Origin of the sequence: Paraglaciecola sp. 25GB23A, from assembly GCF_040012495.1 — a bacterium.
GTDB lineage: Bacteria > Pseudomonadota > Gammaproteobacteria > Enterobacterales > Alteromonadaceae > Paraglaciecola.
This window is the reverse complement of record NZ_JBDYKM010000014.1, coordinates 22,950-46,564: the sequence shown is the minus strand read 5'-3', so window position 1 is coordinate 46,564 and position 23,615 is coordinate 22,950. Positions and strand designations below refer to the sequence as shown.

Annotated in this window: 19 protein-coding genes; 9 read left to right on the top strand and 10 right to left on the bottom strand. The window is 41.1% G+C overall.

The window, feature by feature from the left end; all coding sequences use genetic code 11:
* The first annotated feature begins 3 nt into the window (after nucleotides 1-3).
* Together ABKW31_RS16075 and ABKW31_RS16070 are read left to right on the top strand one after the other, a co-directional pair.
* Nucleotides 4-960, top strand: a complete 957-nt coding sequence (locus ABKW31_RS16075) for a sensor domain-containing diguanylate cyclase (protein WP_348617585.1) — start codon at nucleotides 4-6, stop codon at nucleotides 958-960.
* A 94-nt stretch (nucleotides 961-1,054) separates the two neighbouring features.
* Nucleotides 1,055-2,419 carry an MFS transporter gene (locus ABKW31_RS16070; RefSeq protein ID WP_348617584.1) on the top strand — a complete coding sequence of 455 codons (1,365 nt, stop codon included), beginning with the start codon at nucleotides 1,055-1,057 and terminating at the stop codon, nucleotides 2,417-2,419.
* Between the two features lie 27 nt (nucleotides 2,420-2,446).
* On the opposite strand, the gene ABKW31_RS16065 is transcribed toward ABKW31_RS16070, so the two are convergent.
* The 4 genes from ABKW31_RS16065 to rapA form a co-directional block, all read right to left on the bottom strand.
* On the bottom strand, nucleotides 2,447-2,779 hold the full coding sequence (locus ABKW31_RS16065; protein ID WP_348617583.1) for a hypothetical protein: 333 nt from the start codon (nucleotides 2,777-2,779) through the stop codon (nucleotides 2,447-2,449).
* Nucleotides 2,780-2,920: 141 nt separating this feature from the next.
* Nucleotides 2,921-3,766: a DUF3530 family protein gene (locus ABKW31_RS16060; RefSeq protein ID WP_348617582.1), complete on the bottom strand. Its 846-nt coding sequence runs from the start codon at nucleotides 3,764-3,766 to the stop codon at nucleotides 2,921-2,923.
* Nucleotides 3,767-3,825: 59 nt separating this feature from the next.
* Nucleotides 3,826-4,482: an RluA family pseudouridine synthase gene (locus tag ABKW31_RS16055; protein ID WP_348617581.1), complete on the bottom strand. Its 657-nt coding sequence runs from the start codon at nucleotides 4,480-4,482 to the stop codon at nucleotides 3,826-3,828.
* Complete coding sequence (gene rapA, locus ABKW31_RS16050) at nucleotides 4,482-7,313, bottom strand: RNA polymerase-associated protein RapA (RefSeq protein ID WP_348617580.1); 2,832 nt, start codon at nucleotides 7,311-7,313, stop codon at nucleotides 4,482-4,484. The genes ABKW31_RS16055 and rapA overlap by 1 nt, the downstream gene beginning before the upstream one ends.
* Nucleotides 7,314-7,699: 386 nt before the next feature.
* Between rapA and ABKW31_RS16045 the strand changes: the two genes are divergently transcribed.
* Entirely contained in the window at nucleotides 7,700-9,097 is a 1,398-nt protein-coding gene (locus ABKW31_RS16045) for a PhoH family protein (RefSeq protein ID WP_348617579.1), read from the top strand.
* Nucleotides 9,098-9,144: 47 nt separating this feature from the next.
* On the opposite strand, the gene ABKW31_RS16040 is transcribed toward ABKW31_RS16045, so the two are convergent.
* The 5 genes from ABKW31_RS16040 to ABKW31_RS16020 form a co-directional block, all read right to left on the bottom strand.
* Nucleotides 9,145-10,050 (bottom strand): hypothetical protein, encoded by a 906-nt coding sequence (locus ABKW31_RS16040; RefSeq protein ID WP_348617578.1) that lies wholly within the window; start codon nucleotides 10,048-10,050, stop codon nucleotides 9,145-9,147.
* 91 nt (nucleotides 10,051-10,141) lie between these two features.
* Complete coding sequence (locus ABKW31_RS16035; protein WP_348617577.1) at nucleotides 10,142-10,822, bottom strand: mechanosensitive ion channel domain-containing protein; 681 nt, start codon at nucleotides 10,820-10,822, stop codon at nucleotides 10,142-10,144.
* A gap of 50 nt (nucleotides 10,823-10,872) precedes the next feature.
* On the bottom strand, nucleotides 10,873-11,229 hold the full coding sequence (locus tag ABKW31_RS16030) for a hypothetical protein (protein ID WP_348617576.1): 357 nt from the start codon (nucleotides 11,227-11,229) through the stop codon (nucleotides 10,873-10,875).
* A 99-nt stretch (nucleotides 11,230-11,328) separates the two neighbouring features.
* Complete coding sequence (locus tag ABKW31_RS16025) at nucleotides 11,329-11,523, bottom strand: CPXCG motif-containing cysteine-rich protein (RefSeq protein WP_348617575.1); 195 nt, start codon at nucleotides 11,521-11,523, stop codon at nucleotides 11,329-11,331.
* A 98-nt stretch (nucleotides 11,524-11,621) separates the two neighbouring features.
* A complete protein-coding gene (locus tag ABKW31_RS16020; RefSeq protein WP_348617643.1) occupies nucleotides 11,622-12,281 on the bottom strand; it encodes a glutathione S-transferase in 660 nt (219 codons plus the stop codon).
* 179 nt (nucleotides 12,282-12,460) lie between these two features.
* On the opposite strand from ABKW31_RS16020, the gene ABKW31_RS16015 reads away from it, so the two are divergent.
* Nucleotides 12,461-13,492, top strand: a complete 1,032-nt coding sequence (locus ABKW31_RS16015; RefSeq protein ID WP_348617574.1) for a LacI family DNA-binding transcriptional regulator — start codon at nucleotides 12,461-12,463, stop codon at nucleotides 13,490-13,492.
* A 21-nt stretch (nucleotides 13,493-13,513) separates the two neighbouring features.
* Here the strand turns inward: ABKW31_RS16015 and ABKW31_RS16010 are convergent, their stop codons facing one another.
* The gene (locus ABKW31_RS16010; RefSeq protein ID WP_348617642.1) at nucleotides 13,514-15,436 is read right to left on the bottom strand and encodes an alpha-amylase family protein; all 1,923 of its coding nucleotides are present in this window, start codon (nucleotides 15,434-15,436) and stop codon (nucleotides 13,514-13,516) included.
* A gap of 325 nt (nucleotides 15,437-15,761) precedes the next feature.
* On the opposite strand from ABKW31_RS16010, the gene ABKW31_RS16005 reads away from it, so the two are divergent.
* The 5 genes from ABKW31_RS16005 to ABKW31_RS15985 all read left to right on the top strand — a co-directional run bounded on the left by ABKW31_RS16005 (nucleotide 15,762) and on the right by ABKW31_RS15985 (nucleotide 23,576).
* A complete protein-coding gene (locus tag ABKW31_RS16005) occupies nucleotides 15,762-16,976 on the top strand; it encodes an MFS transporter (RefSeq protein ID WP_348617641.1) in 1,215 nt (404 codons plus the stop codon).
* Entirely contained in the window at nucleotides 16,966-17,865 is a 900-nt protein-coding gene (locus ABKW31_RS16000; RefSeq protein WP_348617573.1) for an ROK family protein, read from the top strand. The genes ABKW31_RS16005 and ABKW31_RS16000 overlap by 11 nt, the downstream gene beginning before the upstream one ends.
* A 325-nt stretch (nucleotides 17,866-18,190) precedes the next feature.
* Complete coding sequence (locus tag ABKW31_RS15995) at nucleotides 18,191-21,094, top strand: TonB-dependent receptor (RefSeq protein ID WP_348617572.1); 2,904 nt, start codon at nucleotides 18,191-18,193, stop codon at nucleotides 21,092-21,094.
* Nucleotides 21,095-21,424: 330 nt separating this feature from the next.
* Nucleotides 21,425-21,643 carry a DUF2892 domain-containing protein gene (locus tag ABKW31_RS15990; RefSeq protein ID WP_348617571.1) on the top strand — a complete coding sequence of 73 codons (219 nt, stop codon included), beginning with the start codon at nucleotides 21,425-21,427 and terminating at the stop codon, nucleotides 21,641-21,643.
* 19 nt (nucleotides 21,644-21,662) lie between these two features.
* On the top strand, nucleotides 21,663-23,576 hold the full coding sequence (locus ABKW31_RS15985) for a bifunctional diguanylate cyclase/phosphodiesterase (protein WP_348617570.1): 1,914 nt from the start codon (nucleotides 21,663-21,665) through the stop codon (nucleotides 23,574-23,576).
* Nucleotides 23,577-23,615: the final 39 nt, after the last annotated feature.

Below are 23,615 nucleotides of genomic sequence, written 5' to 3'. Positions count from 1 at the left end.
GTGATGGCAGTTGATTCAAGCCTAGCAGAAATGCATTGGAAACATGATCTTCTTGGTTCAATTGAGATGGGGATCGTGGTACTGAATAAAAACTACGAGGTACAAGTATGGAACCAGTTTATGGAGAACCATAGCAGTATCGTGCCCGGTTTTATTCTTAATAAGTCTATTTTCGACTTTTTCCCTGAAATTGATGAGCAATGGTTTAAACGTAAAGCTGAGCCTGCATTTAAACTGCGTTGTCCGGTTTTTGTAATTTGGGAGCAACGTCCACATCTATTCAAGTTCAGTACAATACGTCCGATTACATCGCAAACTGAGCATATGTATCAAAATATCACGATATTCCCGCTAGCGTCTTTAAGTGGGCAAGTCGAGCAAATTTGTATTTTGGTATATGACGTGACTGATGAAGCAGTCAATCGCCAAGGTATTCAAACCTTAAACAAAGAGTTAGAAAAAATCAGTCGGGTAGACGGCCTGACGGGTTTGTACAATCGGCGCTATTGGGAAGAGCAGTTTGAGTTAGAATACAAGCGTGAAAAGCGTCACGATCACCATTCGAGCGTGGTCATGATTGATATAGACCATTTCAAAAAAGTGAATGACAACTATGGACACCCAGCGGGTGATGATGTCATCAGATCCTTAGCTCATATCATTAAAAAAGCAACGCGTGAGACAGATGTCTGCGGCCGTTATGGTGGAGAAGAGTTTGCCTTGTTGCTGCCTAATACACCGGTAGCAAACGTGGAGTTTTTGACTGAAAGGATCCGTCGTTTAGTCGAAAAGTACACGGTTATTCACGAAGACCATGAGATTAATTTTACCATTAGTATTGGTATTGCCGGATTCAAAGGAGATTTTAAGAGTCACACTCATTGGCTCGAGGCCGCTGATCAGGCTTTATACAGAGCTAAAGAGTCAGGTCGAAACAAAGTTGTAGTAGCACCTGAATGAAGTAAGAAGACTAAGACGGAATGTGTGAATAATTGATTGAATATAGTCGGTGAACATGATCCAATAGCCTTCTGATTTCATCAAGATTTTGCTCGTGAGCCACACTTTTAAATCAACCCTGTTGTGCTATAAAGATAGACGTCTGTTATTCATTTTTTTATTCGGTATTGCCAGTGGTTTTCCTTGGGTCATGATCGGCTCAGCACTATCCGCTTGGTTGCAAGAGTCTGGTTTAAGCCGCTCTTCTATCGGCTTATTTGGCTCGATGTTTATTGCATATTCTATCAATTTTTTATGGTCACCCTTACTCGATCGTGTAAAACCACCCTTTTTAGGGCAGCGCCGAGGCTGGATTCTGACCACACAAATACTCATTGTCATGGGGTGCATTGGCTTAGCCATCGTACCCGTTAAAGAACAATTGTTGATTGCAGGTTTAGTTGGTTTTTCCATTGCTTTGTTTTCAGCGACCCAAGATATTTCAATAGATGCTTATCGCATTGATATTATTAAACCAGACGAGAAAGATAAATTGTCTGCTGCTTCTGCAATGGCAACAGCTGGCTGGTGGACAGGTTTTGGTGGCTTAGGTTCTATCCCTTTTTTTATTGCTGACCTTCCTAATTGGCAATGGTCTGAAATTTACTTTGTGCTGGCTGGGATAATGGCTTTATTGTCTTTAGTCGTCTTAGTCTCTGAAGAACCAGTTACCGACAGAGAGTATCGTCAACAGCTTGCCGCTAAGGCATATTCTGAATGGCAAACGACTAAGGGTGTCTTATTAAATACTAGACAAAAAGTAGTCAATTGGTTGTTAGTGACATTGCTTGAACCCTTCCGAGATTTTTTCCAGCGTAATACCTTCAAATTGGCTTTTTCAATTTTAATGTTTATTTTTCTGTTCAAAATTGGTGAGGCTTTTTTAGGCAGAATGAGTATCGTTTTTTATAAGGAAATAGGTTTTTCCAATAGCGATATTGGCAGTTATTCAAAATTATTGAATTGGTGGGTAACTATTGTATTTTCAGTGCTGGGCGGCATGGTAAACATTCGTTATGGTATCTATCGCGGCCTAATGACCGGCGGTATCGCAATGGCTGCGAGCAATTTAATGTTTGCCTTGATGGCCCATGTTGGACCGGATAAAACCTTGTTTGCAGCTACCATATTTGTTGATGGTTTTACTGCGGCTTGGAGCTCAGTTGCTTTAGTGGCCTTTATTTCCCTGTTATGTAATCAGGCTTTTTCAGCCTCACAATATGCCCTTATGGCCTCACTCGGTGTATTGGGTCGGACATTTATGGCATCAAGTAGTGGCTTTTTAGTTGATTGGATGGATGGCAACTGGAGTGCATTTTTCATTCTGACTGCGGTGATGGTGATACCCAGTTTGGTGTTTTTATGGACGCTTCGAGAACATATTGGTCGCTTAGAGCGAGGTGAGAAGTATATTGGGTAGAACATGTTAACCAGAACGTAAGTTAGATTAAGGTCTGATACCGATACAATCCTTTGGGAACGGATATTGGCCGGCTCCTAACAAGGCATCAATGCAAGACTCTAATTCTCCGCGTAAACATAAATCATTGAGCAAACTGTGTTGTGGCCAATAATGAATTTGATGCATTAAATGCCAAAACACATTTTCATTTCTGCCATAAGGCAGATGTTTACCTTGCTTAATTTGCGCCCACTCTTCCATCGTATCCCAAAAAAACAAATCGAGTTCAGCATAGATAATTTTTTGGTCAAGGTAAGCCCTAACAAAGTAGGCTAATTGTTTAGTTTTGTTTTCAATAAATTTTTGGACTGTTGGCACGAGTTCTTGAGTTCTGCGCTAAGAGAGTAGTTGCTGACAATTATAGTTAGTAATTCTGGTATTTGCGTAGCTCTACCTTTGTAAATTGTAGGTAAATGTTATGTACGTGAATTTTAATCGCAATTTACTGGTCAATTGGTATTACCAACCCATATGACTGAGCCAGCCATATATTTCTTTACTAATATAAGGTGCCACTCGTTCCATATCATTACTGCCAATGATTTGCCTTTGTCTGTATTGTAATTTGAGCGCTTTGACTGTCGCCACTTTACGTAAATCAACACTTGTTAAACTCCAAGTATTATCTCTAGTACTGAACAAGTCTAAGACTGGCATTGAAGTGTTAGCTAACTCTGTGGCCAGTTGATTGTTGTATATTCGATCTGGCCAAAAAGGAGCAATAACTACCAGAGCGTCGGGTGATGGGAGAGTTTGTTGTGCATATAATTGCGTCAAACTGGCAGCGCTCGTTCCTTGGGCAATGACTAAAATGAAGCCTGGGTATTCTTTGGCCTTTTCAAGCGCTGCCTGCATGATGAGGCTTAATTTTTCTAAATGCTCATCAAAGGTAGCTTGAGAGATGTGTTGAACAGGCATTTTGACTGACGCCGGTTCGAGAGGACTTTCAGCACCATCAATCAATAGTTCACGTGCAGTGAGAAATTCGGTGGCGGGGCTGGGCACCAACATAGTTACCCAACCAAGTTGTGTTAACTGGCCCACTAAGGGGGCCAAGCCTTGATTACTGGTCAGGGTGGTATTACCTTGGGTGAGCAAAATAGCAACACCTCTGGCAATTGCATTGGTGTTTTCATTGAGGACCACCAATAGGTCTTGCTCAGCCACTTTCAGCTTGATGTACTGATCACTAAATAAAGCTCTTTGCAAATCTATAGTAGAGAGTAATTGTTTATCTACGGCTGCTGATATAGGCAAGCTAAACAATAAGGCCGTGATAGCTATTGCAGTTAGTCTGATGATCACATTTCCCCACTGTTATAAACCTTAATCTTATATCGTACATATAGACCTAAGACTTTAACTTAAAACGGTACTGTGCTGTGAAATGTTTGCAAAGTCTCAGTGCCTGGATGAGTAAAGCGCAGCATTTTAGCATGCAAATTTAAACGCGTTGCTAAGGCCAGGGCAGATTTATGAGCATACAAGCGATCGCCAATGATAGGGTGGCCTAGACTTAACATGTGCACGCGCAATTGGTGAGAACGCCCTGTAACAGGAAATAGATCCACACGGCTAGTGTTGTCTTCCTGACTTACCACCTGCCATCGGGTTAGTGCTTGTTTACCGCGTTGAAAATCCACTATCTGCTTGGGACGATTAGGCCAATCACAGATTAAGGGCAAATCAACTTCGCCCGATTCTAGACTGAGTCGGCCAAATACGATGGCTTGATACGCTTTTTCTGTTTGCCGCAACTCGAACTGGCGAGATAAATGACGGTGGGATGTCTTGTGCATAGCCATCAACATAATACCTGAGGTCGCCATATCTAAGCGATGCACCACGCTAGCATTGGGGAAAACCCGTTGCACGCGGGTTTGTAACGAATCCGCGTGTTCTGGCGCCTTACCGGGTACACTTAGCAATCCACTGGGTTTATCTAAAACAATAATATCGTCATCTTGATAAATTATCTCCAAATAAGGTGTCAGTGGAGGAGCATAATGAATCAGAGCCATTAAGGATTGTTTACCACCAAACGAACCGCTTCTAAATTGAGCTTGGCTCCACTGATTAAACCATTCAGACTATCGATTTGATTGGCTAAATGGCTAATTTCTTCGGGTCTAATCGCCGGATTGACCTTTTGTAAACTTTGCAAACGAGCTAACTCATCTCCTAATAAACTATCCATCTGTTGTTGGCGTTCACTTTTTACCGTGATGGCCAGCTCTTCAGCTTTTACTTGAGCCGTCTCTAGTGCGGAAATAATTTGTTTGCGCAGAGCATTAATCAGCTGAGCGCCCATTTTTGGACGAATTGATTCAATTTTATAGAATTTTTTGTCTTCTAATTCGAGCTTAGTATTGATACATACTTTAATGGGCGTAGGCGGTAAAAAACGTGTAAGTTGCATACTTTTTTCGGCTTTGGCGGACAATACAAATAAACATTCGAGCCAATAGGCTCCAGTGGGTAAGCTTTTATCCTGACACAAGCCGATTGAACTTTTACCTATCACTTCTGTTGTCATCATATCCATGGCATGAGTGATCATGGGGTGATCCCAACTTAGAAAATGCGCTTGTTCCAAACGTGTTGCTGTGGTGCGTTCATAGGTAACGGTCATGCCCTCTTCATCCAAACCTGGTAAGGGACTTAACATGGTTTCTGTCGGTCTAAGCAAATAACAACTTTCGTCTTTTTCTTCTTGTAATACACCAATAGCATCAAATAATTTAGTCATAAATAATTCAAGTGTCGGTGATTCTTCGGCGCTTAAAATATGCGCCAAAAAGTCTTCCACTCGGCCATGACCCGAAGAGTTAAGTTCAAGCAGCTTATCCCGCCCCTGCTCCATTTTTAACTTCAAGGTTTTATGCAGTTGAGCCGTTTGGTTTATCAGTTGATGACACTGCACTTCGTCTTCTGGATTTTGCAGACAATTAAGTAATATTTCTTGGGTTTCTTCGAACACAATCATGCCAGTAGGGCAGGTTTGTTCAAAGGCATTGAGGCCTTGATGATACCAATCTAGCAAAACCTGCTGAGCGCTGTCTTTAAAGTAGGGAACATGCAGACACACATCGTGTTTTTGACCAATACGGTCCAAACGACCGATGCGTTGTTCGAGTAAATCTGGTACACGGGGCAAATCAAACAAAACTAAGTGATGGGCAAATTGGAAGTTCCGGCCTTCACTGCCAATTTCGCTACAAATTAGCACCTGTGCCCCTTCTTCATTTTGAGAAAAATATACGGCCGCTTTATCACGCTCTACAATGCTCATACCCTCATGAAACACGGTTGACCTGATGCCAGTTTTCACTCGTAAAGCTTCAGATAACTGCATAGCGGTAGCTGCATTGGCACAAATGGTTAATACTTTTTCTCCTTTTAACTCTCTGAGTTTATCAGCAAACCATTCGACTCGAGGGTCAACATCCACCCAACTATTGACTACGTTAGGGTGCCTTTCAGGGGTGAGATGCAGTTGCAAATTATTCGGCTCTAAGGCTAATAACATCTGGTATTCTAATGGCTGAGTGAGGGCATAAGAATGCAATATGCGAGCAGGAAATCCACTGACGCCAGCGCGACTGTTTCTGAAAAGCATGCGGCCTGTACCATGGCGATCAAGCAAGGTATGCAGCAGTTTTGTTCGTTGTTGATGCTCTGTTTGATTAATATTTGTGAGCATATCGTCATCGGCAAATTTGCTAATAGCCGCTATATCAGTGGGACTTAATGTTTCACCACTCAGTAAAGGAGTGATAGCTTGCGCTAAAAGACTATACTGCTGTTCTTCTTGCACAAAGCGCTGATAGTCATGGAAACGTGCAGGATCGAGTAATCGCAAACGAGCAAAGTGACTTTCGTGACCTAGTTGATCTGGTGTAGCGGTTAGTAATAATACGCCAGCGGTAACCTGGGCTAGCTCTTCTATCACTTGATATTCTTGCGAAGGCTGACCTTGTGACCACTTAAGGTGATGGGCTTCATCTACCACCATTAAATCCCATTGGGCAGCTAGGGCTTGTTGATAGTAGCGGCTGTTATGGGTCAAAAAGTCTAAGCTACAGATCACCAGTTGTTCTGCTTCAAAGGGATTGCTCGCATCTTCAGACATGGCTTCACAACGCTCTTCATCAAACACTGAAAAAGCCAAATTAACGCGACGTAACATCTCGACCAACCATTGATGAACGAGACTGGAAGGCACGATAATCAGTACTCTTTGCGCGCGCGCTGTGAGCAACTGTTGATGAATAATAAGCGCAGCTTCGATAGTTTTGCCTAGGCCTACCTCATCAGCCAGCAAAACACGTGGCGCATGCCTGCGCCCAACTTCTGACGATATATGTAATTGGTGGGGAATTAAATCCACACGAGCACCTACAAAACCTAAGAGGTCAGAAACGCTATGATTAAACTGATGGCGTAAACACTGCTCGCGCAAATCAAACCATTTTGGATGATCAAATTGGCCATTGAACAAACGCTGTTCGGGTTGATTCAATTGAAAATGGTGATCAATAAAAGTTTCTTTAAGCACAGCCGCATTTTTAGTGTCGAGTCGCAGGCCGTGATAAGTAAGTTGACCATTTTGCTCTGTTAAGCGCTCAATCAGTAGCTCCCAACCTTCGTGACATTGAATGGTATCACCTACTTCAAATTGAATACGGGTTAAGGGTGCTGATTGCGCTGCGTAAACGCGGGTCTCTCCTGTGGCGGGAAACAAAACGGTAACAGTACGACTGTCGAGTAATATTATGGTGCCTAATCCGAGATCAGTTTCAGTATCACTTAACCAACGTTGTCCCAATGCAAATAGTTGTTGTTTCGCCATAGTTGTTGAGGTTCCCCATTAAATATAAAAATCAGTGTTACTAAGAAAAATTGGTCATATTGACGCGTGTGAATGCAGGCATCGGGCGCATTCCTTTGTAAGGGCCGCCACTGTTCTATACCGAGCGCAGGCTCCTATTGTAACAAATTAAAATTGGCTTACCTGCTTAACCGCAAGTTTTTACGCAAAATTAATTAGGACTATGTCCGAAAAGTAGATGAATGTGCTTAAAAAGTGGTTTATTGTTTGTGAGTACCTTAACAAAAGAGGTATGACTAGTCTGTGAGTGTGGTTTGTTTAGTGCACAGAGAGGCTTTTGGTCCTATCAATGTGAACAAACAACGCCTTACCGCAGATAATTAGGCCTTATTGAAGCGGAGAGTCGGATGCCCAAAAAAACAGCACTAGATTCAAAAATTTATGTGTTAGATACCAATATACTCCTTCACGAACCACTCGCCTTTTTATCCTTTAAAGAAAATGATGTTGTAGTGCCCATGACGGTACTAGAAGAACTCGATTACATTAAAGACAGTAAAAAAGATGTAGCTCGAGATGCGCGTGTTTCAATTCGAGCCATGGAAGATTTATTGCACGACGCTACACCTGAGCAGATGGTTGATGGGGTTTCCATGAAAGGTTTAGGGGAGGGGCTTAGTGCACCAACTGGTAGCTTATCTATCTTTGTTGACCACGGTTTACCCATCGACAAGCACGTCTTTACCAGTAATGAAAATGATAATCGTATCATTAATAGTGCCTTGCATTTACAAGCAGAGTGCGCGCCACGCCAAGTGGTCTTAGTAACCAAAGATATTAATATGCGGCTCAAAGCCAAAGGCGCGGGTCTGGCTTTAGTTGAAGACTATCGAACCGACCAATTGATCAGTGATATCAAATATTTATCCAAGGGATATCACACTTTCAATGGTGAATTTTGGAGTGGGGTTAAGTCGGTAAATAGTCGTACTGAAGGCCGTGATACTATTCATACCATTGAACGCAAAGTATTGCCGGAAGCTTATGTTAATGAGTTTTTAATTGATGAATCTGGCACGTTTGCTGGCATAGTGGAGTCGTTGAGCGAAGACCATCTTGAAGTCCTCGATTTGGGTTTTGAACGGCTAATGGGTCGACGAGCATGGGGTATTACGCCTAAAAATATCGGCCAAGCGATGAGTTTGCATGCCTTACTTGATCCGCATATTGATTTAGTTATTTTAACCGGCCCAGCAGGTAGTGGTAAGACCTTACTTGCCTTAGCTGCAGCATTAGAAATGGTTATCGAAAAAAACATGTACGATAAAATTATCGTCACGCGCAGTACGCCAGAAATTGCTGAATCAATTGGTTTTTTGCCGGGTACCGAAGAAGAAAAGATGGCGCCGTGGCTTGCTGCTATTACTGATAGTCTGGAAGTATTGCACAAACATGATGAAAACGTTAAGGGCTCCATGAGTTACATTATGGAAAAAGCCAATATTCAATTTAAATCAGTGAATTTCATGCGTGGTCGCAGTATTCAAAATGCCATCGTAATTTTAGATGAATCACAAAACCTGACGGCTTCACAATTAAAAACAATTATTACCCGCTGTGGCGAGGGAACCAAGCTTATTTGTAGTGGTAACTTAGCGCAAATTGATAGTAATTACTTGAGTGCTGTTACCTCGGGTTTAACTTATCTGGTGGAGAAATTTAAAAACTTCTCGGGCAGTGCCACGGTTAACTTAGACGGTGTAGTACGCAGTCGTTTGGCAGAGTTTGCAGAAGAACAAATGTGATAGTAATAAGTCTATTGAAGTGCACTCGATTGGTATTAAGTGTGTATTTAAGGGATTTGCTCATAGCTGATTAAACCAGAGTTAATCGCGCTACTTGTGGTGGTTGCAATGGAGCCGAGGGGCATAACTGCAGGTCCTGTAGGCTCCATAAGTAAGTATTCACTACCATCAAAGCTAAAGGTTTGTTCGTTGCTTCTTGTGGGTAAACTTATACCTAATAATGCATGTTGAGGTAGATATATCATCACCAGCTTCACATCGGGTAATAGTGAGCGAATTAAACTTGCCATTAAGACTGATTTACTATCACAGTCCCCCTGATTTTGTCTAATAATGGCTAAAGGAGGAAGATAACCCGCGCCATTTGAGCTCATCCTATCTTCTAACTCGTTGTACGGGATACTTTGGACCCAACTCAATAGCAAGTTGACATAAATTCGACTTTCGCTATTAACCGCTAATGTTTCATAAATCGCTTGGGCCACAGGAAGTAAAGGGGTCTTGTTTTCACTAATATAACGAATATGGTCGGCCTTTACGGCTTCTTGACCTAAGTAAGACGTAAATCGAGCATAATAATTATCCTGTAAATACTTATCAAAAGCGGCTACTTCAGTATGTGCCATAGATTCTTGCCATTTTTCTAAGGTTGTTTGAGACCGACTGGTGACACTCACCTTAATATCTTGTGTGCCCCGCTGAATGGAGATTCGAGCTTCACGAGGATCAATTAGCCGCGCGGCCTTGTGTAATTCAATGAAGACGTACTGTTGCGCTAATTCGGGCACAAAACGTTTGTGAATCTGCCGAGCTGATTGCTTAATAGGGAGGTTAAATTCAAGGGCTTGGTTTTGAGAAAAACTGTCTAACCACTGATATTTAAAATTCAGTTGGGATTGTTTTTTAACTTTTTTATATACAACTTGCTCAGCATTAACTGGCGTTACAAACAAGCCTAGGCAAATACAAAAAATGATGCATAACAGGCAACTGCGCTGAGAAATCAAATGCTTATCAAAAATGCAATTAGACTCGTCATCATGACTATTTTTTTGGCTCCTTGGTGTTATTTGTTGGTTCGTGTTGCAATAATTCATTTTTGCTTTCCGCCAAATCTTCTCTAACCAATGTAGAATCATTATCTGAGAGATTAAGTAAATTATCGGTAATTTTGCCTAAGGCATTAAGTTTTTTATTTGGATTAACGAATATCGGGCGGGCTAATAACAAATTATTCGGATAAATCACATGTTCATTATTGCTGGTAGTCAGTTTTGTGTTCAATAATCCCAATTCAGCGATATAGCCCTCAATATAATTATCTGCATCGATGACACGAATATAATTTCCTTTTCGAAAAGATGTATGAAATAGCAAAATAAAAAACGAGGTCACATTACTTAGAATAGACCAACTAGCAAAAAGTGCGACACCCAGTAAGGTAATAATCGAGGTGGAAAAAATTAATAGGCCACTGAAATCAATACCCCAAATAAGCAGTACCACCGCAATTGTAACAGTCGCAAAGACTAACCTTACCATGTGGTAAGCCTTAGCGACTTGTTCACTTTTGAAGCCGCTATCGTCAGTTGATTTTGTTAAACGAGGCAAGGTTATACGTGTTACTAAAATATAACCAAAAAGAGCTAGGCAGCTCACCAGTAAGTTAGTGCGATAGGATGCGACCCATTGAAGTAGATCGACTAAAATTGATTCAAATTGCATTTAGAAAAACGTGTTTATAACCATCCCTTAAGTCTAAAGCATATTAAGCTCTAATTGTATTGCTTCTGACGCAATTGACCGTGGTTGTATTCAATATCTACCAGAGGAATAAAGCCTGCCGGTGTGGCAATGTTCACATAGCCGTTTTGGGTTTCTACTAATAGATCGCCAAAGGTTGCTTTGCGCAGTGGGGCTGGGGGGAGAATGGCCGGTAATTTGTCAGCCATTACCCAAGGGGAGACTCCGCCCGCTGCGGCAAAAGCGAGGTCCAGCTCGAAGCTGTCAACTTGTGTAGCGAAATCATATGAAGCGATTTCTTGGGTGACTAGTTTAAGCAGTTCCCGTTCACTTTTAACCAGACTGAGTCTTTGTTGTAGTATGGATGGCGCAAAATACATGGAAATCATAACTGATCAATGACCTTTAATATTGGAGTACCCCAATAGCAGCAGAGTTACTGAGCTAGCTGCCAAGGTGAGTGTTTATAGTTAAGGTCAGCTATCATGCTACTCACTGTCAGTCATGGCAAGGATATTAAACTGATCATGAATACCAAGGGTTACGGTAATTTCAATGGGACTGCAGCACACTTGGCAATCAACAATTTGTTGCTGATTTAAATCATTGTCTGGATCGACTTCTATGTCGTTTACTTCCATACAATAGGGACAACTAAATTCTGCATTGGTGGTTAGGCTCATCTTATATCCTTGTGATGTGAGATTTTTTCGATAAGTAATACGCCTCGATATCAAACATAGACCAAAAATGCAGATAAAATTAATTTATCCTCAAATCTCTAGCTCAGACTCGCTATATATTTTTTAAAGGCAATGTTTCCTGCCTTGCGATCTTCGGCAATTTTTTGCACATGAGGGTTTTCAGCCAATAAAGCCAATAATTCTTTAGCACCCGGAGCCAAGGCCAATAAATCAACATCAAAACATTTTTGTGCCACCACTGATGCTAAATCGGCGCTATATAAAAACATAATATCGGCGGCGCTAAATTCACTTCCAGCCAAAAATGGACCAAATTTGGCGGTTCTGCACAAACCTTCCATTCCTTTGAATAAGGCGCGTTTCACTTCCTTTTTAGTTAATTCATTAACTGCTTGACCAAAAAATGCTTCTGGATGACAGCGGCGGGCAGGGAGTTCAATGTAGAGTTCACACATTTTTACCAGCTCTTTTACTTTGGCTTTGGCAAAGTTATCACTTGGGTAAATAGGGTTTTCTGGATAAAGCGTATCTAAGTACTCAAGGATCACGCTGGTTTCACATAGGGTACCTTGCGGTGTTTCTAAGGCTGGCACCTTACCCATTGGACTTAAGGCCAAAAATTCAGGCCTTTGGTTGGGATATACGGTATTTTTAGTATATTCAATGCCTTTGTAGGCTAAGGCCAGTTTTATCATATTGTAGTAATTACTTACATCAAAACCATGCAGAGTTAACATCATTCAAACCATCCAATGTATATAAGTTAATCAGACTACATACAATGACTTAGCATAGATTAAGGCGCAACATAATTTTATTGATAGATAAACATAACAAACTCATTTGCATGTGGTGTAATTCAGTGGTCTTAGGTAAGCTTGTTAGATAGCAGAGTATCAATCGAGTATGTTGTCACGTGAAACTCAATTTAAAACAGGTCGCCAAGCAATTAGGCGTTTCTACCGCCACGGTATCTAATGCATTTAATCGCCCGGACCAATTATCAGCTAAATTACGCGAGCGTATTTTAAAAGAATCTGAAGAACTGGGATATTACGGGCCTAATTTAGCCGCTCGGTCTTTGCGTCGTGGTGAATCTGGGGTTATTGGCGTAATGCTGGCAGACTCCTTGAGTTACAGCTTTTCTGATCCTGTTGCTAATCAGCTATTGCAGGGTATTGCCGAAGTCTTGGTAGAAAAACAAAAACAGTTATTGTTGCTGTCTAGTGGTGTCGCTTCCGCTGAGCAAAGTAGTGCAGAGTCGCTACCTGATGGTTTTATTTTATATGGGGCCTTAAAAGGTAACGCCTTTAAACATGTGCGACGTACCGGCAAACCGGTAGTCGCGGTAGACTTTGAATATGCTGAAACAGGTTCAGTTAATATTGATAATGAGCAAGGCGCTTTTACCATCGCTCAGCACGCCTTGGCTAAAGAAGATAAAGCCAATATAGCAGTCTTGGGTTTAAGATTAATTGATTCTGCACGAGTTTGTCGCTTAACGGCCGATGATTTAGTGATATCCAGTGGCGAGATATCACGCAGTCGCCTGAATGGTTATCTGCGGGCAAGCCAAGCTAAAAATATCGCTATTAACCCCGATAGGATTTGGCATATCCCGATTAACTCGCCAGAGTATGCAGAAATTGCTGCACGTGAAGCACTTACTTCCAGCCCCTTACCTAATATATTGTTGTGCATGAGTGATGTGATAGCCCTTGCAGCACTGCGAGTGGCAAATGAATTGAATATTACTATCCCATTACAACTACAAGTAACAGGTTTTGATGATATACCTGAAGCATCCCGCAGCACTCCAGCATTGACCACAGTCTGTCAACAAAGTATGGAAAAAGGTCGATTAGCGGCCACTATGTTGCTCGCAGGAAATGCGCAAGATAATGTGGTACTTTCGACCCGTTTAGTTGTGCGCCAAACGTGTAAATAGGCCTCGCTTGACGCCGTTGGTCTACACTATCCACATCGCTTGGTAAGGCAATAAGGATAGATGTCCATTTGAACACCTTATGTCTTGTTGGGTAATCAGATCCTTGCCAGTAGAATCATAAAGTTGATCCATGATTTTACTGTCTATGTGTTGCTCAAACTCACTGAAATTACACAGTACAAGTAGAGTTTTGCCTTCGCTATTATGTCGAGTAAAAACAAACACATGTGAATTATCACAGTCTAAAATTTGCGTTTCAGCTTGGCCAAAAATAGCGTGCTGCTGACGAATTTTAATCAAGTGATGCAAACCCTGAGAAATTTTGTATTGCGCCGCTTGTGGATGGCTAGCTTGTAGAATGGCACTGTCAGTTAAGGCAATTCTGTGAACCCAGCGATCATCGTGTTTTTTATTGATATCTTGTTGATAGGAGTAGTCATTTAACAAACCTAATTCGTCGCCTGAGTAAAGTAATGGCACCCCACCAATACTCAAAATAATGCTGTGTATCAGGAGTATACGTTTGACTGCATGATCGATATTTTGTGCATGGTTGTGTTGAATAGCACTTTCTAAGCCCGCGAGCGAGGCTAACGAGCCGCACACCCTACAATCGCCTGTGCTTGGGTTTTCACCAAAAGCTACGCCACTAGCAAATGAACCTTCAAAACGCCCAGTATAAAATTGATTGAGAAAGTAACGATGGTCATTGCCATTTATGCCTAATTTTTGGGCGACAGCATCATCGAAAGTCCAGCCAATATCATCATGGCTGCGAATATAATTTGCCCAGGCACAGTGATTAGAAATGGCAAAACTTTTACGCATTGACTCAGTTAATAATTGCGTTTTGCGTGTCGCTAAACTTTCCCATACCAAGGCCATAAGTAGAGGGTTATAAGAGAGCTGACACTCTTGTTTATCAATGTATTTGAGCACTTCATCAGGATGTACTATGGCTTCTGATTTAAATACCACAGCTGGCGCACTTATCTGCAGACAACTATTGAAGGCCTGGATCAAGGTATGAGCTTTGTCTTGATTTTCACAGCTGGTACCCATTTCTTTCCAGATAAATGCCAAGGCATCAAGGCGCAGTGCTTCACAGCCTAAATTAGCTAGAAATAGCATTTCATCAGTTATGGCATTAAAAACTGCAGGGTTGGAGTAATTTAAATCCCACTGAAAACTATTAAAGGTGGTCCATACCCACTTTTTGGCTGGTTCGTTCCAGGTAAAGTTACCTCGTCTTACTTGTGGGAATATTTCGCGTAAGTTGTGCTCATATTGGTCAGGCAGAGTGCGGTCATCAAACATGTGATAAAACTCAGTGAATTCACTGATACCCTCTTTTGCCGCCATTGCCCAGCGATGTTCGTCAGAGGTATGGTTAAAAACGAAATCCAGAACCAAACTAATCCCCGCTTTTTCAAGTGCTTTGGCGAGGGTTTTGAGATCGTCAATACTACCAAGTTTCTCATTGACCTTACGATAATCTGACACCGCATAGCCGCCATCACTGTCTCCTTTGGGTACATCGTATAATGGCATCAAGTGCAAATACGTTATTCCAAGCTCTTTTAAGTAAGGAATTTTACCTTGCAACTTTACTAAATCGCCGGCGAATAAGTCGACATAGCAAGCCATACCTAGCATATTTTGAGATTGATACCAATGTGGCTCATTTAAACGTTTTTTGTCTTTATTTTTAAGGGCTCTCGAGCGCTGACTGTAGCCTTGGGCTAAGGTGTCGACCAGTTGTTGTAAATAGTAATAAAAGTCATAGCGATGACCATACAATTGAAATAACAACTCAAACAGTCGAGGGAATTCAGTATTGAGTCTGGCTTCAAACACGGCCATATCAGTTTTTGATAACTGTGAACGATCAAGGCTCGACATGATGCGATTCAATGAACGTTGACTTTCTAGATGTAAATTCATAATTAAATAATCTTCTAATACGTTTAAGTTAAAACTGCTTATGGTCATTAATAGTACTTTTTCCCTCTAATGTAAATACTTTGAATAGTTATTTTTACAAGCTATTTACAAATAAAGTTTGATTTGTTAATGTAATTCAGTAAGATCTTAAACGATTAAGTTTTTTAGGCAAGTAACGGTTAAGGTAATTTTGACTTAAGATTACCTGCAGCTCACACATTGAAGTTTAACATTAACGTTTTTAAACAGAATTTAAGGGTAATAAGCAATGAAAGACAATCACGTTGCCAATAACACTACGCTTATTCGTTGGCTGACTTATCTGATGTTTATGATGTTTGCTATGACGTCTGACTCGGTAGGAGAGATCATCAAGGAAGTAAAACGAGAATTTGACGTAAGCAACACAGAAGCAAGTTTGCTGCATTCATTATTTATGATAGGTATCGCTTTTTCTGGATTATTCTTGGGCTTTCTAGCAGATAAATTTGGCCGAAAGTTCACCATTATGTTGGGCCTTAGCCTGTTTGCTCTTTCATGTTATTTCTTTTTGGCGGCCAATAGCTTCGCTTTTATATTGGGTCTTATTACTCTGTCAGGCTTAGCGGTTGGGGTCTTTAAGACCGCTGCGCTAGCGCTTATTGGTGATATTTCACGTTCTACTAAGGAGCATACTGGCACCATGAATGGGGCTGAGGCTTTTTTTGGTATTGGCGCCATTATCGGGCCCCTTATTGTGGCGTGGATGGTAAGAGAAGGCGTTGACTGGAAATTACTTTATGTTCTGGCTGGTGGCATGTGCACTCTATTAATCTTACTCGCTTGGAAGGTTGACTACCCAGTTCACCAAAAGCAAAGCTCTAAGCAAGACGCTATGAATTTTATGAGCAGTATAAAATTGTTAAAAAACCCCTATGCAATGGGCTTTTCACTGGGAGCATTTTTATATGTGGCTGCTGAAAGTGCGATTTATGTGTGGATGCCAAGTTACTTAGTCTGTGATGCATCAAGTCTAAGCGATACCTTTGCTTGTTATACTGACGGCCCAGACAAAATGTTAGCTATGTACGCCGTATCTGTATTTTTCTCATTGCGAGCGGCCGGTCGATTTGTCGGAATTTGGATGATGCAGCGTTATAATTGGTCTTTGGTGCTGATGTTGTTTAGTTTTGCCATCATGCTGTGTTTTGTTGTCGGACTTATTGGTGGTAAAACACTGGCACTTTATTCCTTTCCCTTAACCGGATTATTTATGTCGGTGATTTATCCCACCTTTAATTCCAAGGGTATAAGTTGCTTTGGAAAACACGAACATGGCACTGTAGCCGGTGTTATTTTGTTTTTTACCGCAGCAGGAGCCGCAGCTGGACCATTTATTATGGGCGTTATTAGTGATGCCTATGGTGGTGATGCAAAGTATGGCTTTATAGTGGCGACAGTGTTTACTGCCATATTATTCGCGGGGCTATTGTATAACTATTTGTTTAATCCAACCGAAAAACGTTTAGCTGAGGTGGAGGCTGCTGAATATGGGCACTAATAACATGATGCAAAAGAACTACTATGCGGTGATAGAAGCTGGTGGCACTAAGTTTAACTGCGCCATTGTTGATGAGCAGCGTAACTTGCATGCACAAACTCGTATCGCCACCACCGAACCTGATGAAACTTTGGCTTTGGTTATCGAGTTTTTCCAACAACAACGGACTACTTTTTACTTTGATAAGTTGGGATTAGCCTGCTTTGGTCCTGTGGATTTAAACCCGCGCTCGAGCACCTTTGGTCATATCACGGCAACGCCAAAACCTAATTGGAGTAATACCGCCATCCTTTCTAGGCTAAAGGATGGACTGGATTGTGAAGTTTTTATCGATACTGATGTTAATGCGGCCGCGTTAGCCGAGCACCATTGGGGCGCTGCGCAAAACACTTCTGTTAGTATTTATATCACCATCGGTACAGGTGTTGGGGGCGGGGTTATTGTTAATGGTACTCCATTACATGGATTGATTCATCCAGAAATTGGCCATATGTTGATCCCGGCACCAGAGGGTATTCAAGGTGCTTGCCCTTTTCATGGTAACTGTGTTGAGGGTTTAGCTTCAGGCACGGCTATGGGTAAAATATGGCAACAATCTGCCGAGACTTTATCTGATGATCATCAAGCTTGGGATATTCAAGCGCAAGTATTAGCGCGCCTGTGCCATAACTTAATTGTTGGTTATAGTGCCGAAAAAATCGTATTTGGTGGTGGTGTTATGGCTAAACCTAATTTGTTAGATAAGGTCATTGCTTATACACAAACATCGCTAGCTGAATATGTCACATTTCCGCAGGGCAGTTCCTTGCACAACATTATTTGCTTACCAGGTTTAGGGCAACATTCAGGCTTATTTGGCGGGCTTGCACTCATTTTAGCTAAGCCTTGAGTAATTTAATGAATAGACATTGTAGTCAGCTGGCGTGACTACAATGCCCTAGTAGCTCCTTCATTTTAAAATTTTTTACAATATCACTTTCGTTTCAGGTTTATTCCTTGCTTCTAATGTCGCCTTCTTTTGTTTTTCTCTCTTTTTAAAACGTTTAAGTATTTATGGTTATTTTGCGCAACAAATATCTTAATAGCTATATTTAATGCCTTCTTAATCAATTAAGAAAAATTAACAAAAAGCTTGATCTTTACATCTTTGTAACGTACTTTTAACGGGAGATGTTAATGAAATGCTGTTTTCGGGACATGAATGAGGATACACAATGAAAAAATCACATAAATTTAAACCAGCAATGCTCAGCTTTGCTGTTTCCACTGCCTTATTAACAGGCTTAGCTACAGCACAAGAAACTCCAGCAGAGAGTGATGTTGAAGTTATTGCTGTTTCTGGTATACGCGGCTCACTTATAAGAGCGCAAGCCGTTAAACAAGATAATGCATCGATTGTTGAAGCGCTTTCAGCCGAAGATATTGGTAAGTTGCCTGATTCATCCATTGCCGAATCTCTTTCAAGATTACCAGGTTTATCAGGTGAGCGTGTGGGTGGCCGTAAGTCTGGTATTTCGGTACGCGGTTTTAAAGAAGATTTTACCGGTACCTCATTAAATGGCCGCGAATTGATTGGCATCGGTGACAATCGTGGCGTTGAATACGATTTGTACCCTTCAGAAATTATGACCGGTGCTACCATCTATAAAACAACTGATGCAAGCTTAATGGTGCAAGGCATTGGTGGTACAGTTGATTTACAAACCGCACGTCCCCTACAAGCCCAAGAAACCTTGACCTTAAACGGCAATTACGAATTAAGTGGCAGCAGTGCGGACAACCCTGAATTTGATAATAAAGGACACCGTTTGTCTTTGTCGTTTGTTGAAAAGTTTGCTGACGATACTATTGGTTTAGCCGTAGCGTTGGCTACATCAAAGTCGCCTAACAACCAACGTAAATACGGAGTGTGGGGTTACAGTGAGAATGATGCTGGTCAAATATTGCCTAGCGGTCTAGATACCCAAGCTATCAGCACTGAACTTAAACGCGACACCATTTCAGCCATATTACAATTCCAACCTACTGATGACCTCGATATAGTTATTGATGCCCTGAACATAGACTATTCTGATTCTGGTGTAATCCGCGGTTTTATTGAACCCTTTAATGCTACCAACGTGAGTGGTTCAGGGACCAATTCTACTGGTACACAAGTTGGTGCTAACCCAGTATTAAGAACTGACCCTGCACAAAAAGACGGTGACTTAAAGATTTTCGGCTTAAATGTTGAATACAATATTAATAATGATTGGTCAGTTGAAATAGATGTCGCCAAAAGTAAATCGACTAAACGTGATTTACGTGGTGAGTCATATTCTGGCTTGGCCCGCAACGGTGCCTTAACAAACGATGGCTTCGGTACGCGTAGTTTTGAGATGAGCCCAGATGGTATATTTTTCACTAACTCGACGGGTTTAGATGCTTTTTCTGATCCCGCAGCTTTGCAACTTGCTGGTCCACAAGAGTGGGGCGGTGGTTTAGCTAATTTGGCTTCTCAATTTGAAACTGATGTAACAAAAGCCAATGGTGATCCTTACAGCTACTTTAACGCACAAGACGGTTTCTTAAACTACGCCGATTTCAGTGAAAAACTGACTACAGTTAAATTTGAAGTAGTAGGTTTGCTTGAAGGTGATTTATTCACCCAGATTACAGCGGGCATTAATTACAGCGACCGCAATAAAGAAAAAGAAAACAAGGGTTTCTTTGCCACAGCAGAATCTTATCCCCTGTCTAGTGCTATACCAAGTTCTTACTTATACAATGGTTTAGCCGATTTAACCTGGGCTGGTTTGGGTTATGTGGTGGCCTATGACGGTTTTGCACCTTATGAAGACGGTACTTACACGCTAAATGATGCGGGTTTATTGGAGCCTGACCGCTTGGGTGATACCTATGTTATTGATGAAGAAGTAACAACTCTTTATATAAAAGCAGATTTTGCAACCGAGTTGGGTGATTTTCCAGTAATGGGGAATGTGGGTGTGCAATATGTCAGCACCGACCAGAGCTCTTCAGGTTATACCGGTGTTGTAGGCTCTAACTTCGCAGTGTGTGACGCCGATAACAACCAACAAATTGATGCGGATTGCGGCACTACGTTGGGCACAGATTACAGCCACGTATTGCCTAGCTTAAACGTTAGTGTTGAAGTGGGTGACAATCAGTTTGTGCGTTTTGCTGCCAATAAAACCATTAGCCGGGCACGTATCGACCAAATGAAAGCCTCTGGTTTTGTTAAATTTGACCAAAACATAGATTTAATTTCGATTCCTAATACACAGGCAGCAGTAGAAGAATACGGCTCACCTTGGTCTAAATTCGCCGGTAATCCCTTACTTAAGCCACTTGAGTCTAACAACGTTGATTTATCATTTGAAAACTACTTTGAAGACGAAGGTTACGTATCTTTAGCTTTGTTTTATAAAGACTTGGTTAACTGGACCCGTGATGGCAATTTGCTGATTGATTTTAGAAATGACGAAACTAACAACGGTGCTGATTATTTTATCCCTGGCTTCCATGACCGCGTAGTATCTAACACAGGCTTATATGGACCAGCTAACGTACAATATAACGCAGGTGACACGGTAACGCCGCCAAACTTTGGCACCTTCTCTTATTTTGAAGATGGTTTGACCGGTACGGTTAAAGGTGCTGAATTAACCGCTAATATTCCAATGAATGTTATTTCTGATGCACTTGATGGTTTTGGTATTGCGGCCTCAGGTACCTTAATTAATGCCAAACTAGAAGACGGCTCACCTATTCCAGGTCAGTCAGATCGAACCTATTCATTGACAGCATATTATGCCATGGGTGGTTTTGAGGTGCGTGTTGCAGGTACTGATCGCTCTGGCTTTTCTACCTATCAACGTGGTGGATCAAACAAGATCGAAACGGCTACTCGCAACGGCGTAACACTGGTTGATGCACAAATCTCTTATGACTTTGAAGATTCAGACGTAGATTATTTAAATGGTCTGCGTGTGTCGCTGCAGGGTACTAATTTGACTGACGTTGATGAAGAAACGGTAGATGATAATGGTATCGTTACTCTGCGTCGCCAGTTTGGTCCGTCATATATGTTGAACTTTAACTATTCATTCTACTAAACAGCAATAGGTCCCGTTAAAGGGCTCCTTAAGTCGTAAGACTTTTGGGGCCTTTTTTAATTTAACTTTTAGTCTATTCATTCCAAATGTTGGCTGTGCACAGAGGCCAAAAGCTGTAGCGGAGAATTGCATCTTTTAAAGTATCCAAGACTTAGGTAAACGATATTAATAAAGTCACAGTTTTTCTACAGGTTCTTAACGGTTTCTTGTTCAGGATATTGTTGAATATTTGGGGCGTCAGATAATACAGCTAAATACTGATATATTAAGTTATACTCATTTTTGCTGTTTCAATAACAACCCTTATTTATAAGTGAGTGATGAACAACTATGACCCTTCCTAAAATGAATTTGTGTAAGTTAGATCGTGTTATTAGAGGTGTTTTAAGCGTTGCTTTGATTATATTTGCAGTGTTTTGGGCGGATAAAATCGGAGATGTATTATTGCAAACTCTTATTATTGTTTTCGCGGTTTTAAATTTAATTTCCTTTGCCATTGGCTGGTGCCCTGTCTACAAATTAGCAAATATTTCTACTTTCAAAGACTGATTGTTGTTAAGGATTTATATTGTCTAATCTAGATGTTTCAATTTCTGATACGAGCTTACGGCGCAGGCTGCTAGTAGGCTCTATTAGTTTAGCCATTGCAGTTTCAATAATTTTTATTGTGGTGGCATATCGTCTAGCTAGTGATTTAGCTGAATCAACCGAAGTAAAAGAATTTAATAAACAGTTTCAGTGGGTTTTTGGCGAACTGGAAGGTCTGTATAGTGAAATAGAAGACCCTGATAAACTATTAACAGCAGTGCTAAATGCCCCATTTTATCAAAGCCTTGAAAGTGACCTTGTGGCAGTCGAGATATTGGTAAATAACAAATTGCAGTATCAAATTCGCAACACGGTAGATACTACTCAGATAATAGAAGAGCTGGGTATGCTGAACTTTCCCATAAATGCCAATGGCGCAATGGACGTCAATGACCAACATCTGGTTTGGCAATTTCAACGTTCATCAGACAATACATTTTCCTTACTAGTGGTACGTAAAATTAGTGGTTTAGAAGATGCCTTAGACTATATTGCCAATCGCTTGTCGATTACCGCATTTTTAACCTTCTGGCTGGCAATATGGGCCGCTCTAGTGATGTCTGCACTCATTACTAAACGCTTCGAACAGAATAATGAAAAATTGGCTTACCTAGCTATGCATGACTCACTCACTGGTTTGAAAAATCGCACTTACTTAGTAGAGTTCTTTAATTCTCAGCATGCAGAACGAAAAAATACAGAGCTTTCAACTGACGTAAACTCTTCCGCTTTATTGATGATCGACCTGAATAAATTTAAAGATGTAAACGATACCTTTGGTCACACTACGGGCGATCAGTTAATTCAGGTTATTGCGCTGCGTTTAAAAGAAGCCATAACTAAAAAAGATGTGTTGGTCCGTTATGGTGGTGACGAGTTTGTTATTTTGCTTAATTTAGATGATTCGAGGGATGTAATACCCTTAGTGTCAGCAATTTTAATTTGCTGTGGTCAGCCAGTTCCATTAGCAAATACACAGTTTGAAGTCGGAGCGAGTATCGGAGTTGCCTATTATCCGCAAGATGGTGAAATCCTAGATACCCTGTTTAAACATGCTGATATTGCTATGTATCAAGCAAAAAAATTACGCACTGGCTTCGAGTTTTATCAGAAGCAGTTACCTGACTTTAGTGAGCGACAGGTACTTTTACGCGGTCAGTTAAGTCAAGCCATAGAATCACAACAATTTATCTTGGTATATCAACCGAAAGTGTCCTTACCAGACGGCAAATTAATAGGGCTCGAAGCGTTAGCCCGATGGCAACACCCAGTTGAAGGCTTGCTAAGTCCGGCCGAATTCATTGATTTAATAGAGCAAAGTGGCACCATACACAGCTTCAGTCGTTTTGTGATCACTGAGGCGATACGCCAAGCTAGTGAATGGTTGGCCGGCGGTAAATCTATCCCTATATCAATAAACTTATCTGCCTATAATTTGACTGATGTTGAATTAGTACCTTTTTTCAAACAGCAATTAGACCACTATCAAGTACCTGCTCATTTGTTGGAGGTAGAATTGACTGAAAGTGCCAGTATGGCAGATATTAAAATCACCCAGAACGCTTTTGCCCAGTTACATTCATTGGGTATAAAACTATCAATTGATGACTTTGGAACCGGTATGAGTTCTTTTGCCTACTTGCGTGAATTAGATATGGATTTTGTTAAAATCGATCGTTCATTTGTCGCGACTATGTTGGACGATAGACGCAACGAATTGGTCATTAAAGGGCTAATTTCAATGTGTCATAGTCTTGAGAAAAACGTTATTGCTGAAGGAATAGAAACCGAAGCACAAGCACAGAAATTATTTGAGCTGGGTTGCCGCATAGGCCAAGGCTACTTTTTCGGTAAACCAAGTTTTGTCAGTGATATTACCCCGCGTATTAGCTAAATGTAATAAATCGCCCTCAATTATAGGGCATTTTAAGCA

What these genes read in the sequence shown, in the direction of transcription:
- ABKW31_RS16075 (WP_348617585.1), top strand. Translation starts at nt 4, where the DNA reads ATGGCAGTTGATTCAAGCCTAGCAGAAATGCATTGGAAACATGATCTT.
- ABKW31_RS16055 (WP_348617581.1), bottom strand. Translation starts at nt 4,482, where the DNA reads ATGGCTCTGATTCATTATGCTCCTCCACTGACACCTTATTTGGAGATA.
- rapA (WP_348617580.1), bottom strand. Translation starts at nt 7,313, where the DNA reads ATGGCGAAACAACAACTATTTGCATTGGGACAACGTTGGTTAAGTGAT.
- ABKW31_RS16045 (WP_348617579.1), top strand. Translation starts at nt 7,700, where the DNA reads ATGCCCAAAAAAACAGCACTAGATTCAAAAATTTATGTGTTAGATACC.
- ABKW31_RS16035 (WP_348617577.1), bottom strand. Translation starts at nt 10,822, where the DNA reads ATGCAATTTGAATCAATTTTAGTCGATCTACTTCAATGGGTCGCATCC.
- ABKW31_RS16030 (WP_348617576.1), bottom strand. Translation starts at nt 11,229, where the DNA reads ATGATTTCCATGTATTTTGCGCCATCCATACTACAACAAAGACTCAGT.
- ABKW31_RS16025 (WP_348617575.1), bottom strand. Translation starts at nt 11,523, where the DNA reads ATGAGCCTAACCACCAATGCAGAATTTAGTTGTCCCTATTGTATGGAA.
- ABKW31_RS16020 (WP_348617643.1), bottom strand. Translation starts at nt 12,281, where the DNA reads ATGTTAACTCTGCATGGTTTTGATGTAAGTAATTACTACAATATGATA.
- ABKW31_RS16010 (WP_348617642.1), bottom strand. Translation starts at nt 15,436, where the DNA reads ATGAATTTACATCTAGAAAGTCAACGTTCATTGAATCGCATCATGTCG.
- ABKW31_RS16005 (WP_348617641.1), top strand. Translation starts at nt 15,762, where the DNA reads ATGTTTATGATGTTTGCTATGACGTCTGACTCGGTAGGAGAGATCATC.
- ABKW31_RS16000 (WP_348617573.1), top strand. Translation starts at nt 16,966, where the DNA reads ATGGGCACTAATAACATGATGCAAAAGAACTACTATGCGGTGATAGAA.
- ABKW31_RS15995 (WP_348617572.1), top strand. Translation starts at nt 18,191, where the DNA reads ATGAAAAAATCACATAAATTTAAACCAGCAATGCTCAGCTTTGCTGTT.
- ABKW31_RS15990 (WP_348617571.1), top strand. Translation starts at nt 21,425, where the DNA reads ATGACCCTTCCTAAAATGAATTTGTGTAAGTTAGATCGTGTTATTAGA.